Raw genomic sequence first — 13,557 nt, forward strand, 5'->3', positions numbered from 1 at the left:
TGTGCCTTTAAATGCCGGCCGCTAGAAAGCGTGCGAGCGGACAGAGGCAAAGTCACAGGTAGTTGGTCGGCGATCACTACTTCATCGTATGAAATGCTAGGCACCCTAGGAGCATCGCATGCACATCGTTGTAACCCTCAAGCAAGTATTTGATCCCAACACCCCACCTGTGCTGTTGCAGGTTGCACCGGATGAAAAGTCGATCGAGATGCGCTCGGGCATGAGTCCAGTCCTTAATGGATATGACGCAAATGCTGTTGAGGAAGCGTTGAAGATCAAAGAGTCCGTCGGAGGCACCGTAACTGTCGTTACTGTCGGAGATGATCAGGCAATTGCTCAATTGCGACGGGCAATCGCTATGGGGGCTGACGGCGGAATTCATATTTCGGGAGCGACTGGCTTGGGCTGCGATAGCTTCGTTATCGCTGACCAGCTTGCGAGAGCAATTCGAAAGATCGGAAATGTCGATCTTGTGCTCTCCGGGAAAGCGTCTTCCGATACTGACGCTGGTCAAACTCATCTTATCCTGGCGGAAAAACTAGGCTTCGCATCTATTTCTCCGGTCAAGGCAATCGTTCAGGTTGAGACGGATGCTCTTGTTGCTGATCGAATGGGGGAGGACGTTACTCAGCGTCTTAAGGCGCGTCTGCCATTGCTGATTGGTATTTCTAATGAAATCAACAAGCCTCGTACAGCTGGGCTTAAAGGAGTGATGATGGCCAAGAAGGTCGTTATCCCTACCTGGACAGAGGCGGATCTGGGTGAGCTTTCATCGGCTCCGGTTGTGAAGCTAAAGAGGCTCTATATCAAGCCCCCTGTGAAGGTAGATACCGTAATGATTTCCGAAGGGTCGGACGAAGCAAATGGTCGTGCCTTGGCTGATCGTCTGGTTCAAGAAGGGGTGATCTGATGTCTAGCATTGTCGTTTTTGGTGAAGTTCAGAATGGCTTGCTCAATCAAGCTAGCGCGGAGGCGGTGACAGCCGCGTTGAGTGTGCGTGAGTCGGGCACTGAAATCGTCGGTGCTTTGATCGGCAGCAGCATCCCTGTAGGTGTATTCAGTATCGCAGGGATCGATCGGCTGTTAATCGCGGATGACGCTCAAGTTACGGAATACACCTGCGAAGCGTTTGTGAGTGCCGCCGCGGAAATCGCGAAAAAAGCGGGTGCTGAGCTGATTATCATTCCACACACTTCGAATGCTTTGGAATGGGCGCCTCGTCTCGCAGCGCGTTTAAACGCCGCCTTGGTAACAAACTGCACTTCGCTTGAGCGTGAGGGTGGTGCGCTACTTGCGACGAAGCCCGTCGCTGGTGGGGCAGTGCAAGCTCAGTATGCAGTCAGTAGTGAACTCAAGGTCGTGACTCTGTTGGCAGGTGCGTTTGTCCCTGCAGAGAAAGCTGCAGCAGCTCCTGTTGAACAAGTCTCGCTTGGCATCATCAACAACCCTGTCGAGGTGCTTGAAACGATTTCCGAAGTAGCCGGCGATGGCCCGTCCTTGCGTAATGCGAAGGTGGTGGTCTCTGGTGGTATCGGAATCGGCAGCGCGGAAAATTGGAAGATCATTGAGGATTCGGCCAAGAGCCTCAATGCTGCTGTAGGTGCGACCCGTGCAGCGGTCGAGATGGGGTGGGTTCCCACCACCAAACAAGTTGGTTTTAGCGGCCTAAAGGTTGCAGCCGATCTCTACGTAGCAGCGGGTATCTCCGGGGCAATTCACCACTTGGCGGGCATCGGTCGAGTCAAGAATGTCGTGGCGATTAACAGCGATGGGGAAGCAAACATTTTCAGCGTTGCGAATTATGGCGTAGTGGGCGATGCGAAAGCTGTCCTGCCTGCTTTCGTTGCGCGAGTACAAGAGTTGCGTAGCAAGTAGGTGGATTGCGATGACTATTACAAAAGAACAGGTTGTCGTCGTCGGCGCAGGCGTAGCAGGTTGTACTGCTGCGCTTGAAGCAGTGCGCCGAGGACTGGCCGTGACGCTTATTGATGAACATCCCCAAAACACGGCAGCTATGAGTTTGGATGCACCTTACTTCTATGGTGCGCGCCTTGCTCCCGTTCTGTCGGACGAGGGCACCATCGCTGATCGTGTATTGGGTTCGAACGACTTGCTGATGGATTGTCTCGAAGCGGGCGTAGAGGTGCTGACCAATACTTGTGTATGGGGTCTATTTGTTCCAGGTGCCAATAATGAGCACTTGGAATGCAGCCAAGTTGGTCTTGCAGACGCTGAAAAGTCTTGGATGCTGGGTTTTGACTATCTGATCGTAGCTGCCGGTGCGCGGGATCTGGTGTTGTCATTCGACGGTTGGCATCTACCGGGTGTCCTTGGTGCCAAAGGAGCCACGACCTTAATTGGTAAATACCAAGCGCTTGGTGGTAATCAAGTGCTGATTCTCGGTTCGGGTAACCTGGCGCTGCAGCTCGCAATCCAGGCGATTGAAACAGGCATAAATGTAGTAGGAGTCATCGAGGCCGCCAATGAAGTACAGGGCGATTCAGTTCTCGCCGCATCTCTGAAAGATCAGGGGGTGGAGTTCTTCACCGGTTATTGCATCCAGAAGGTGACGGGCATGAACGAGGTGAGCGGTGCGATTCTTGTTGCAGCTGATAAGAGCCTTCCTCCAGTGCAAATCACCTGCGACACAATCTGCATGGCCTACGGTGTTGTCCCCAATATAGAGCTTGTGGCCTCTGCAGGTTGCGCGGTCGATTTTGACGCTAATCGGGGTGGCTGGGCGCCACAGCTGTCTGCGGATTTTGAGACTTCGCTTTGCAATGTGTTCGTGGCGGGTGATGCCGGCGGTGTTACGGAGGCTGCGCTGATCAATCCAGAAGTATCGATTTACCACGGTCAGCGAATTGCGGCCGCCATCGCTATGCGCGAGGGGCAGGAAACAGAGTGCTCAATCGAAGCTCCGGATGTCAGTTCTGACTCTCGGTCGAATTACCCCCCGCAGTATTGGTTGGATGCCCTTGTCAGTGCAGGTGGAATGGACGTCATGGCTTGCCAGTGTGAGGACGTGACACGACGGGAGCTCGTCGAAGTCAGAGCGCCCAAGTACCTGGCTTCAACAAATAGTAGTCCCTGCGAGGCAGCGAAGACCTTCGTTGCAGAGGGGCGCGCGAGTCAGGACATGCTCAAGAGGATGACACGAGTTGGTATGGGGCACTGCCAAGGTCGTCGCTGTCGTGAGCATTCGGCGATGCTGCTGGCAGGGGTCTCGGGCATCGAATTGAGTAAGGTTTCCCCAGGTAGCTATCGAGTTCCTGTACGTGCTTTACCATTGAACATCATTCGTGCGCACGATGAACCCAAAGAAATGCGTGACACCTGGCCGACGTGGCTGCACCCGGTGGAAGACACCATCCCTGGTGCTCATTGAGTAGCTCTGCAGGTAAGAGGTTTGTATGCAAAACGCAGATGTTGTGATTATTGGGGCGGGGATTACAGGCTTGGCATCCGCTTACTGGCTCGCCAAGGCTGGGGCGAAGGTTATTGTTCTCGACAAGGGACGTACCGCTGCCGAAGCGTCCTCACGTGCAACAGGATTTCTAAGCTTGCGGGGCGAACAGCCGATGGAGTCCGCTCTGGCTGCTGAGGCTGAGAAACTGTGGGACACCTTAGATGAAGAGCTTGGTTACCCGACCGAATGGAAGCAGCAAGGTCGTCTCTGGGTTGCTACTAACGCCCAGGAATGGGCGGATATGCAGGTTACCTACGAGCACTTCTGCACCACTGCGATTCCTTTCGAACTCATCGATGGAGATCAATGCCGTAAAATCGCTCCGTCACTCATGCCGGGGGTAGCGGGTGGGATTTACACTCATCGATCGGGGCATGGTAACCCGCAGCGGACGTCCCAAGCATTCGCTTGGGCGTTCCAGGATCGCGGAGGGGTCATCCTAGAAAACAGTCCAGCATTGGATATTCTTGTTGAGGGTGGGCGCGTCAAAGGGGTGCGCACTCCAGATGCGATTATATACGCGCCAGTTGTGGTGAATTGCGCTGGGCCGCAACTTGCTAAGATCGCTGCCATGGTAGGCGTTGATATTCCTATTGCTACAGTCCGTCTAGAGTCGATGGTTACGGCACCATTGCCACCGCTCTTTGACGTAGCAATGGTCGCCAATGGCTTGTCTCTTCGGCAGACCCGTCGTGGAAATATCCACTTCAACGGTGGCCCTCACGAGTGGATTGATGTCAGTCTCACTGAGGAGTCCGCTAAGCCAAACACACCAATAATCCGTAATATCGCAGGCCGCTTAGCTGAGTTGATGCCATCAATTGCTCATATACCATTACTTCGGTGTTGGGCAGGTATCGTAGATGTAACACCTGACCAAGTTTGCATCGTTGATAGGCTCTCAGATCCTGAAGGGTTGATCATCGCTTGCACTTCCGGACATGGATTCGGAATGGCAGTTAGTGTCGGTGTGGCAGTAAAAGATCTTGCCCTTGAAGGTAAAACGTCTATGCCTATCGATGCACTTAAGTTAGAGCGGTTCAAAAACCTTCCTTCCGACTGGAAGGAACTTAGGAAGTGGCAGCCAGGTAGCTATAACACATAGTATTTGGGTTGGTGAAGCAACTGGTTGATTGATTAATTTGTTCTAAATGGTCAGTGCCTATTTTCATCATGGGATGAATTAGGCATTGTGGAATGTTTCGCCTAATAACTACGCTTTAAAATGTAGGATAGGAGCAGCAGGCATGAAGATTGTCGTTCCAGTAAAACGGGTTGTGGATTATAACGTCAAGATCCGGGTTAAATCAGATGGCTCGGCTGTTGACCTTGATAACATCAAGATGTCGATGAATCCCTTTGACGAGATTTCGGTGGAGGAGGCTGTTCGATTGAAAGAAGCCGGTCTCGACGCTGAAATCATCGTGGTCTCGATCGGTACGGCCAAATGCGAGGAAACTCTTCGCACCGCGTTGGCGATGGGGGCCGATCGCGCAATCCTCGTTCAGTCAGAGGAAGTGGTTGAGCCTTTGGCAGTAGCCAAGATCCTCAAGGGTATTTGTGACATCGAGCAGCCCGGCCTGATTTTTGTAGGTAAGCAGGCAATCGACGATGACTGTAATCAAACCGGTCAAATGCTGGCGGCCCTCTTAGACGCCTCGCAAGCGACTTTCGCCTCCAAGGTAGAAGTTGAAGTCGATTGTGTTCTGGTCACGCGAGAAGTCGATGGTGGCTCTCAGACCGTACGCGTCACACTTCCGGCAGTGATCACGACTGACCTGCGTCTGAACGAACCGCGTTATGCATCGCTACCGAACATCATGAAGGCGAAGAAAAAGCCGCTGGAAAAAAAGACTCCAGCAGATTATGGCGTAGACGTAACGCCGCGTTTGAAGGTTGTGAAGGTACAAGAGCCGCCTGTTCGGAAGGCGGGTATCCGTGTTTCTTCAGTGGCTGAGCTGGTTGAAAAGCTCAAAGCCGCATCAGTCGTTTGAAGTCGGGAGTTATCATGACTGTTCTCGTTGTTGCTGATCACGCCGCTGGGGTCTTGGCTGATGATGTTGCTAAGGCCGTGGGCGCTGCTGCGAAATTCCAAATGGACATTCATGTCCTTATCGCTGGCTATGCTGTTGACTCAGTTGCATCCCAGGCTGCCAAGCTTGATGGTGTAACGAAGGTTCTGCTAGCTGATGATGTCTCGCTAGAGCACGGACTGTCGGAGTCCATCGCTAGCCTCGTCGTCAAACTCGCTCCTGAGTATGCCGTCATACTTGCTGCTGCTTCGGCAGCCGGAAAATCCGTGCTTCCACGCGTGGCGGCAAAGCTTGACGTGATGCAGGTTTCCGAAGTTATTGAGGTCATTTCACCTGATACTTTCGTGCGCCCGATCTATGCAGGCAACGCCCTCCAAATCGTGCAGTCTTCAGACTTCAAGAAAGTCCTTACCATTCGCGCTACGGCCTTCGAGGCTGCCGGCAAGATGGGAAGCTCTACGATAGAGGCCTTGAGTGTTACGGTTGAGGCTGCGCCTACGACTTTCGTGAGCAACGCTCTTGCTACCAGTGAACGTCCTGGATTGGCTTCGGCGAAGGTAGTTGTAGCGGGTGGTCGCGCTCTAGGCTCAGCAGAGAAATTCAGCGCGACACTCAGCCCGCTTGCCGACAAGCTTGGCGCGGCCATCGGTGCCTCCCGCGCAGCGGTAGACTCGGGGTTCGCACCGAACGATTGGCAGATTGGTCAAACCGGAAAAATTGTTGCTCCTGAGCTTTATTTCGCTTGCGGTATCTCGGGCGCTATTCAGCATCTCGCCGGTATGACGGGTTCCAAAATCATTGTTGCCATCAACAAAGACGAAGAAGCCCCGATCTTTCAGGTTGCTGATTTTGGTTTGGTGGGTGATGTCTTCGAGATTATTCCTGAACTGACCAACGCACTGTAAATTCGGAGACCGTCATGGGTGTAAAAATTAATTTCATAAACCCTTTCGGCACGGATGCTTACAACGGGCTGATCATGGAGACCATGGCTCCTTATCTGACAGGTGGGGCTGAGCTCGTCGTTAGTAATACCAAAAACTGCCCCGAAAATATCGACTACTATTACAACAAACATCTGATTGAAGAGGCTATTTTCGAGAGTTGTATCGACGCGGAAAAGGCTGGGTTCGACGCCGTCATTGTTGGCTGTTGCTATGATCCAGGCGTACGCGTTGCACGCGAATTGGTCGATATCCCTGTCATTGGCCCGCTAGAGGCAACGATGCAACTGGCCCCCTATTATGGCCATGAATACGTTTTGGTGACCGACCATCACAAAGCCGTTCCGTATCTGCGAGATATGGTTCGCCTTTACGGTGAAGATGCACACTGCCGTAAAGTCGACTGCATCGACTGGTGGGTGACTGACATGATTCAGGATACTGCTGGCGTAGCGCGAGATGCTGTGGCCGCAGCGACTAAAATCCGTCAAGAAGCTGAAGCCGACGTTTGCATTCTCGGCTGCACCATAATCTCGGCGTCGTACGAGAAGTCGATTATGGAAGGTGCTCCGCGTGATGTGTCCATCCTCAACCCGAATACAATGGCATTGAAACTCGCGCAATCCTTAGCTGAGCTCAAGCAACAAGGCGCATATGCCATCAGTCGCCGCGCGTATTACCAGAACCTCAAGGATCGAAACGCTGAAGAGTTTTCAAGTGTCCGTAAGCAGTTTGCGAATCGTAAACCGAACCTTTAAAGATGCATCATTTGTGCTGAATTAAGTTTTACCGCTTTAGTTAGGTTGTTTCTCAATTTGCCCGGTGCACTGCATCGGGTTTTTTTTGCGGCTAAATAAACTCAATCTGCGGAACGCTTTAGCATCAATGGTTGATGTAATGCGCGAATCCATCATTACGTACTTTGTCGAGTGACTCGGGTGTCTGTCGGGGAGGGCGCTAGGCATTGATATTCGAAATATTCCATTTCAGTCATCGATGTAATTACCCGTTTTCGACTCATGAAGACACGCAAATGCGTTCCTCCAATAAGGTGGTGAAAAAAAGATCATCGATGTCGAAATGCAAGTTTGAAACCTATCACTCTTAACAGAGATGTAAGTATTCTATGTTGGCTCTACTGAATATCGTTTGCTCGCACAAGAATTGTATGAATTGAGTCAAGTGGCAAGCCCACATCGGTATTTGAGGGCTGTATCGCTAAAAGGAAGGCTTACTCTTCGTGTGAAGGTGATATCTGACTAGGATGAGTTGAGTGGGCGCATGAAACTTAAAAGTGCGGGTGATTTAAATAAAAAAGGCAATCAAGTGATTGCCTTTTTTATTGTTTGATTGGTTATTCGATAGCTCTAGGTGCACCTACCTCGCTATCTTGTGCACTCAGACCATACGTCTCAAGCGTACTACCGATGGTGTTGTTGTTTTTTAGTTTTGCAATATTCTCATTCAAAGCTTGTTCGAGTTGGTCATTTCCTTTTGCCAAGGCGAAGGCGATCTGTGCAGCTTCAATCGAAGCTTGTACTCGTTTGTCTGGTTCCGCGTGGACGATTTTGAAGTTCTTCAGGCCTCCCTGCTGCTGCGCATAGACTCCCCCAGAGTAGCTGTCGAGACCGGCTTCGATTCGACCGGCCTCTAAGTCTTGGACAAGTGCTACAGGGCTCGGATACAGTTTAATTTTTGAACCAAATACTTTTTGAAGATCACTGACCCAGTTATAACCTTGGACGGTACCTACAGTTTTACCGGACTCGAGCAGCGAGTTCAGTGATGTCGTCCCTTCTTTGGTGAAGATGGCGAGGCTGTCTAGGTAGACAGGATTAGTCATATCCATCGATTTCAGTCGGCTGGCCGTACGGAACCAGTTCCCGACGGCAACGTCAGCTTGGCCAGAAACCACGTACTGCATCACGGCACGCGTATCGACGACAATAGGAGTAACAGTAAGACATTCCATCTCAGCAATTTTGGTGATCAGATCCCCATCTACGCCTTTAATTGCATTGTTATCAGGGATGAGGAATGGAGGGATCATCATCGTGGCGACTGTGAGTTTGCCCGGTGTGATTGTCTTGAATTGATGCGCAGGTGTACATGCGAAAGCGGATTGAGCAGAAACGGTGATTAGTGCTGCGAAAGCAAACGTAAGCTGACGGAACATGATGTTCGTCTCCTGGTTGGTCAAAGTAAAGACATGATCACTGAGCGCATGTGCGCGGTAGGTAGAACAGTGCCGCGACATATCAACCAGGCTTTATCCAGTGGCTGATATTGGACATTTCCAAGCATTTGAGAAGTGTTGCTTGTGGCGCTGGAAAGCAGGCATGACGGTCTTGGCAGTCAAGATTGGGAGCGATGTGTAGCCGCCATGGCTAGTGCGAATCTGCGTGGCTGACAGGCTTCTAATAACTATAACTTCGCTCATGAGTAGGGCACTCCTAAGGTGCGACATTTTTATCGCTTCGATCCCCGCCATGCTTGGAAGAGCGATGAATCGAACATCGCACTCTTGGAGCTCACTGTCAACTCGGTGGACAGTAAATTTGTCCGGTGGGTACGTAAATAGGGCTGAATGGTCGTTTTTGGGATGGTAAGGCGGTTTCGGCTGGTTGAGATCTCACCCTTTACATCTAAGAACGCTCAAAAGGAGGGCGCTTTACTTTGCTCAACGTGAGCTTGAGCGATGTCATTTCTAATATGAGGCCACCTCGATACTCTATCGCTGAGGCACCTAAGCTTTAGGTAGCGCGTATTCATTTCTGTATGTACTGTACGGCTAATAAATTTCACCATTGCACCGCCAAACACATGACTATCGAAAGCTCCCCCAATCTGATTGATCGTTTGTCCGCCACTCCGTATTACCAGCAGCTGTCCGACGTTCTCGAAAAGCGTATAGCTAATCGTGAGATCCAGGCCGGTGCTCGGTTACCGAGCGAAAACGATATCTGTATTGAATTTGGTCTTTCTCGCGCAACCGTTCGACAGGCGCTGCAGCTGCTTGAAACGCGCGGCTACGCCACGAGGGTCAATGGTCGAGGCGTGTACGCAACAGAACCTGAAAGCAGTCATGGCTGGATGATCCAAGGTGGCGAGGGCTTCCTCGAAAACGCTATGGGGCACCAAAATCGAGCTGTAGCCACTCGCGTTCTCAGCCACGAAAAATGCGTCCTTCCTTCGTTTGCCTGCGCCGCGCTGCACATTTCTCAGGAAAGTGAAGGGTATCGCCTTGAGCGTCTGCGGTATCTCGACGGCGTGCCGGCTTTATACAGCGTCAACTACAGTCCTCCATTCGTCGTTCCTATTTTAGAAGATGCCAGTGAAGTGCTCTCAGGTAGCGCCTCATTCAGTGATCTTTTGAAAAAGGCAGGGGTCTTACTGGGTGGCGCCAACAGGACGATTCGCGCCGTGTCTGTCGACGAGGTAATCGCGGGACATCTTGAAATCCCGGTTGGGGCGTCCGTGTTGCACATTCGTTCGGTGTCTTGGACAACCGACGGAAATCGCTTCGATATCTATGACACCTGGGTTCGAAGCGATGTCATTCCGCTGGAAATCAACGTAAGCACTGTTCAGCTAGGCGGACGCTGAGACCGCCTAGCTGTTGCGAATCAACAAAGGTACAAGGCAATTAGTGTGAAGCGGTCGCTGGCACGGCTGCGCAACCTGATTGTTCGGCTTTGGAAGGGAGCGTAAGCCACCGAACCGATACGCCGGCCAGCACGTAGAGACCTGCAAAGATGATTGTAACGCCGCCTGCACCCAGGGACTGCAGAAACACTGCGACAATCAAAGGGCCTACGAAAGTTGCAGCACCAGCTCCAAGATTCAGAACTGCAATTGCATTACCTTTTTGCTCGGGCGCGATCAGTGACATGAGGACTGATATCGGAGTAAAGCCCGCTAGAGCTACTCCGTAGAAGGCTGCGCACAATACGGCGACCCAATATTGGCCTGGTAGGTAGTGCGGAACGTAGTACAGGCAGAGTGTGCTGACAGCGCATCCCAAGCATCCAAACCAGCGAAGAGTGAAATGCCAGCCCAGCTTATCACTGAGTACGCCGAAGAATAGGTTAGCGAATATATTGGCTGCCCCCAGTGTGAAAACCAACTTTAGCCAGCCAGCTGTGCCGAAACCAAGTTCATCAGCAAATATGGTGGGCAAGAAAATCAGGAAGCCGAACTGCGGCGCAGTGTTCACAATTCTAATCAGACAACCCAGACCAATTTTTGGATTTGAGAATGCAATGGTAACGCTGGCAAGAATACTCTGAACTGCAGTAACACCTTCAGGAGCCAGCCGATCGCCTCCCGCTCTGCCCCGCAATCCTACCAGAGCCGCAACCCCGCCAAGGATCAGCAGTCCAAGTGATAACCAGAGCGTCGCATATTCACCGATCAATGGCTGTGTACCACTTGCAAGCAGTGAACCCAAAGTTGGGAGCCCGCCGGTGAATGCAAAATAGAACCAGCCTACTGCAGATCCTAGCCGCCGAGCTTCGCTCGCCGACAACACCCATACCAAGAACCCATAGGCAAAAAACGGATATCCGAATCCTCTCAATCCGTAGAATGCCATCATCAGCTCGAAATCCTGCGCTGGCACGGCCCATGCCAGAAAGAGCACTTCAAAGATTATCCAGATAGTAAGGCCGAGTAACATGACGCGGCGAGGGCCCCACACGTCAGACAGAGCCCCGGCCAACCAGGAACCTATGGTGACAGTCAGTCCGTAGAGAGTAATCGCGATGGCTGCCTCGTGCATCGAGCCGAGTTTCTGTGCCATGAACGGAGCGATAAAACCAGACTCCACTCCGTCGCCAATCATGAAAAGGAGCAGACCGATAAATCCCCATATCAAAGATGGGGGCAGCCCACTGCGTTCAATAATGCTTGGAACTGGAGCAACGTCGCTGGATCCGGAAACCTTAGAAACGGTCATTTTGTTATTCTCCGGGTGATCGAGGGCAGCGCGCTGGTAATCCAGCACGCTGATTATGTGACAATTCAGACGTTTAAACTTGAGGCAATATCTGCACTTTCCGAGCACCTTCGGAGCGAGCAGCTTCCAGAGCTGCTGCGAAGTCAGCCAGTGGGAAGGTATGACTCACCATTCGTTCGGCGAGGTTTGGCAGGTCGGCAATTTTCTTGATGGCGTCTGGATAGGAGGACTCAAGGGATTGCGAGCCTGTGAGGGTGAGCTCTCGGTCGAACAAATCGTAGGGATGCAAATGGATATGGTCTTCAGGACTGCAGACCCCCATTTGAAGCAGCGTTCCACGGTAAGCAAGGCGCTTGATTGCGTCCGAAACTGCGCTGATGTGTCCGCTGGCTTCGATCACAATGTCGATATCTCGATCGGTGGTTCGCTGACCTGGTGCGAATACGTTAGTCGCACCGAATTCCATCGCTGCATCGCGCCTCACCCGGCTCGGTTCAATGATGTCGATGGAAGTTGCTCCTTCCGCGCGGGCTACGGCAGTAGCTAGTAAGCCAATCGAGCCAGCACCATAAACCAGTACTCGCTTGTCTCGCATAGAAGGCGAGCGACGGAAGCCATGAAGCACGCATGCCAAGGGCTCGATCAAGGCACCACTGCCCATATCCAGGCCTTCAGGCAGCGAATAGACAACCTTCTCCGGCACGCTCACGAGCTCGGCACATGCCCCACTGGATGTGACGCCGATCGGAACCAGATGGTGACAAAGATTGACTGCGCCAAGTCGACACTGTTCGCAGTGACCACAGGCTACGTTAGGGTCAACACAAACCCGGTCGCCGATCTTGAATCGAGACACCCCTGATCCGATTGATATGACAGTACCGGCGAATTCATGGCCAGGAACTACAGGGAATTTTCCGGTTGGATAATCGCCATGGCAGAGGTGTAGGTCTGTTCCGCAGATGCCTACCGCTTCTGGTGCAATGATCACATCGAAGGGCCCTGCGACGGGCTCGGGCATCTCGGTGAGCTCAACCGAGCCACGACCATCAAGAACAATTGCGCGCATGTTCGTCTCCTTATTCTTATTAAGTATATGAGCTAGCCGTTTCAGGGTCAGCAAACGTAAGCCTGTGACCAAGCTATACCTGACTTTTTGTTCTGTCCAGTCTGTACGTACAGACCGTACTAAATTTTCGGTTTGCTCTTGACGAGTCAAAAAACTTCGGTCTACTATTTTTGTACGTACAGTCCGTACAGAGGCTGGAATCGAATAATTCGAGACTGGCAATTCATTTTCAAAACAAGAAGGAAACACTGAGATGTCGATGGAATATCGGATGCGCCGCGTACTGCCAAGCAATCGTGTGGCTATCATCATGCCGGTCGATCACGGCCTCATCTTTGACCGAATCCCGGCCTTGGAAACGCCGTCAGCGCCTTTCGCAGCCTGGGGCAATAACGATGTTACTGGCTTCATGATGACTCCAGGCCAAGTGAAGCAATCGGCTCGTTTCTTTGCCGAACATCCACACCTGACCCGTGTGTTGACCATCGATACCTACTACGACTACCGCGAAATGGACGGTAAGGGTTCTCATGGCTTGATCGCGACCATCGAAGATGCTGTCCGCATGGGCGTCGATGCTGTGAAAATGTTGTTCCCTTGGAACATGTCAAACTCCGAGCGGGTCGCGATGTGTGAGCGTGTCGGTAAAGTTGTAGCTGAGTGCGAAAAATGGGAAATTCCCCTGGTGCTTGAGCCGGTACTGATTGGCGCCCCGCGTACTGAAGAAGTCATTGTCGCTGAAGAAAAAGTCGCCCGAATTGCCTACGACTTGGGCGCTCACATCATCAAGATCGCTTTCCCAGGTGAAGAGCGCACAAAGCGTTTGGTCGACGAACTGAAAGTGCCGCTAGTAATCGCTGGTGGCCCACTGGCAGGTGACGTATCGGAAACGGTTGACGCTGTCGCTCAGACCATCCGCGCAGGTGCTCGCGGCGTTATCGTTGGGCGTAACATCTGGCAGCGTGAGCGCAGCATGGGTGAGCAGGTTCTGCGCGAAGTGGCGAGCCTCACTCGCCAGGTGACCTTCAACGACTGATCACCAAAACGCTACACCCATATCTTTCCAATAATAAAAAAGAGTGTCG

Annotated in this window: 12 protein-coding genes; 9 read left to right on the forward strand and 3 right to left on the reverse strand. The window is 52.0% G+C overall.

Features of this window, described 5'->3' with window-relative positions:
• Window positions 1–118 precede the first annotated feature (118 nt).
• The 7 genes from HFK74_RS23400 (at window position 119) to HFK74_RS23430 (ending at window position 7,204) form a co-directional block, all read left to right on the forward strand.
• Window positions 119–910 (forward strand): electron transfer flavoprotein subunit beta/FixA family protein, encoded by a 792-nt coding sequence (locus HFK74_RS23400; protein WP_180205546.1) that lies wholly within the window; start codon window positions 119–121, stop codon window positions 908–910.
• Window positions 910–1,875 carry an electron transfer flavoprotein subunit alpha/FixB family protein gene (locus HFK74_RS23405; RefSeq protein WP_180205547.1) on the forward strand — a complete coding sequence of 322 codons (966 nt, stop codon included), beginning with the start codon at window positions 910–912 and terminating at the stop codon, window positions 1,873–1,875. The genes HFK74_RS23400 and HFK74_RS23405 overlap by 1 nt, the downstream gene beginning before the upstream one ends.
• A 10-nt stretch (window positions 1,876–1,885) precedes the next feature.
• On the forward strand, window positions 1,886–3,388 hold the full coding sequence (locus tag HFK74_RS23410; protein WP_180205548.1) for an FAD-dependent oxidoreductase: 1,503 nt from the start codon (window positions 1,886–1,888) through the stop codon (window positions 3,386–3,388).
• A 25-nt stretch (window positions 3,389–3,413) separates the two neighbouring features.
• Window positions 3,414–4,574 carry an FAD-binding oxidoreductase gene (locus HFK74_RS23415; RefSeq protein ID WP_150783434.1) on the forward strand — a complete coding sequence of 387 codons (1,161 nt, stop codon included), beginning with the start codon at window positions 3,414–3,416 and terminating at the stop codon, window positions 4,572–4,574.
• A gap of 142 nt (window positions 4,575–4,716) precedes the next feature.
• Window positions 4,717–5,463 (forward strand): electron transfer flavoprotein subunit beta/FixA family protein, encoded by a 747-nt coding sequence (locus HFK74_RS23420; protein WP_150783433.1) that lies wholly within the window; start codon window positions 4,717–4,719, stop codon window positions 5,461–5,463.
• Between the two features lie 14 nt (window positions 5,464–5,477).
• Window positions 5,478–6,407 (forward strand): electron transfer flavoprotein subunit alpha/FixB family protein, encoded by a 930-nt coding sequence (locus HFK74_RS23425; RefSeq protein ID WP_180205549.1) that lies wholly within the window; start codon window positions 5,478–5,480, stop codon window positions 6,405–6,407.
• Window positions 6,408–6,421: 14 nt separating this feature from the next.
• Window positions 6,422–7,204, forward strand: coding sequence for an aspartate/glutamate racemase family protein (locus tag HFK74_RS23430; RefSeq protein WP_150783431.1), 783 nt, complete (start codon window positions 6,422–6,424; stop codon window positions 7,202–7,204).
• Window positions 7,205–7,800: 596 nt separating this feature from the next.
• Here HFK74_RS23430 and HFK74_RS23435 read toward each other — a convergent pair.
• Window positions 7,801–8,622 (reverse strand): ABC transporter substrate-binding protein, encoded by an 822-nt coding sequence (locus tag HFK74_RS23435; protein WP_180205550.1) that lies wholly within the window; start codon window positions 8,620–8,622, stop codon window positions 7,801–7,803.
• 647 nt (window positions 8,623–9,269) lie between these two features.
• Between HFK74_RS23435 and HFK74_RS23440 the strand changes: the two genes are divergently transcribed.
• Window positions 9,270–10,052 (forward strand): GntR family transcriptional regulator, encoded by a 783-nt coding sequence (locus tag HFK74_RS23440; RefSeq protein WP_180205551.1) that lies wholly within the window; start codon window positions 9,270–9,272, stop codon window positions 10,050–10,052.
• Window positions 10,053–10,092: 40 nt separating this feature from the next.
• Here the strand turns inward: HFK74_RS23440 and HFK74_RS23445 are convergent, their stop codons facing one another.
• Entirely contained in the window at window positions 10,093–11,403 is a 1,311-nt protein-coding gene (locus HFK74_RS23445; RefSeq protein WP_180205552.1) for an MFS transporter, read from the reverse strand.
• A 73-nt stretch (window positions 11,404–11,476) separates the two neighbouring features.
• Window positions 11,477–12,472 carry an alcohol dehydrogenase catalytic domain-containing protein gene (locus HFK74_RS23450; protein ID WP_180205553.1) on the reverse strand — a complete coding sequence of 332 codons (996 nt, stop codon included), beginning with the start codon at window positions 12,470–12,472 and terminating at the stop codon, window positions 11,477–11,479.
• A gap of 253 nt (window positions 12,473–12,725) precedes the next feature.
• On the opposite strand from HFK74_RS23450, the gene HFK74_RS23455 reads away from it, so the two are divergent.
• Entirely contained in the window at window positions 12,726–13,508 is a 783-nt protein-coding gene (locus HFK74_RS23455) for a class I fructose-bisphosphate aldolase (RefSeq protein ID WP_180205554.1), read from the forward strand.
• Window positions 13,509–13,557: the final 49 nt, after the last annotated feature.

The sequence above is a fragment of the Pseudomonas sp. SbOxS1 genome, from assembly GCF_013416725.1.
GTDB lineage: Bacteria > Pseudomonadota > Gammaproteobacteria > Pseudomonadales > Pseudomonadaceae > Aquipseudomonas.

Bases quoted from the DNA above. Each gene is read 5' to 3' on its own strand.
- HFK74_RS23400 (WP_180205546.1), top strand. From the start codon at position 119: ATGCACATCGTTGTAACCCTCAAGCAAGTATTTGATCCCAACACCCCA.
- HFK74_RS23405 (WP_180205547.1), top strand. From the start codon at position 910: ATGTCTAGCATTGTCGTTTTTGGTGAAGTTCAGAATGGCTTGCTCAAT.
- HFK74_RS23410 (WP_180205548.1), top strand. From the start codon at position 1,886: ATGACTATTACAAAAGAACAGGTTGTCGTCGTCGGCGCAGGCGTAGCA.
- HFK74_RS23415 (WP_150783434.1), top strand. From the start codon at position 3,414: ATGCAAAACGCAGATGTTGTGATTATTGGGGCGGGGATTACAGGCTTG.
- HFK74_RS23420 (WP_150783433.1), top strand. From the start codon at position 4,717: ATGAAGATTGTCGTTCCAGTAAAACGGGTTGTGGATTATAACGTCAAG.
- HFK74_RS23425 (WP_180205549.1), top strand. From the start codon at position 5,478: ATGACTGTTCTCGTTGTTGCTGATCACGCCGCTGGGGTCTTGGCTGAT.
- HFK74_RS23430 (WP_150783431.1), top strand. From the start codon at position 6,422: ATGGGTGTAAAAATTAATTTCATAAACCCTTTCGGCACGGATGCTTAC.
- HFK74_RS23435 (WP_180205550.1), bottom strand. From the start codon at position 8,622: ATGTTCCGTCAGCTTACGTTTGCTTTCGCAGCACTAATCACCGTTTCT.
- HFK74_RS23440 (WP_180205551.1), top strand. From the start codon at position 9,270: ATGACTATCGAAAGCTCCCCCAATCTGATTGATCGTTTGTCCGCCACT.
- HFK74_RS23445 (WP_180205552.1), bottom strand. From the start codon at position 11,403: ATGACCGTTTCTAAGGTTTCCGGATCCAGCGACGTTGCTCCAGTTCCA.
- HFK74_RS23450 (WP_180205553.1), bottom strand. From the start codon at position 12,472: ATGCGCGCAATTGTTCTTGATGGTCGTGGCTCGGTTGAGCTCACCGAG.
- HFK74_RS23455 (WP_180205554.1), top strand. From the start codon at position 12,726: ATGTCGATGGAATATCGGATGCGCCGCGTACTGCCAAGCAATCGTGTG.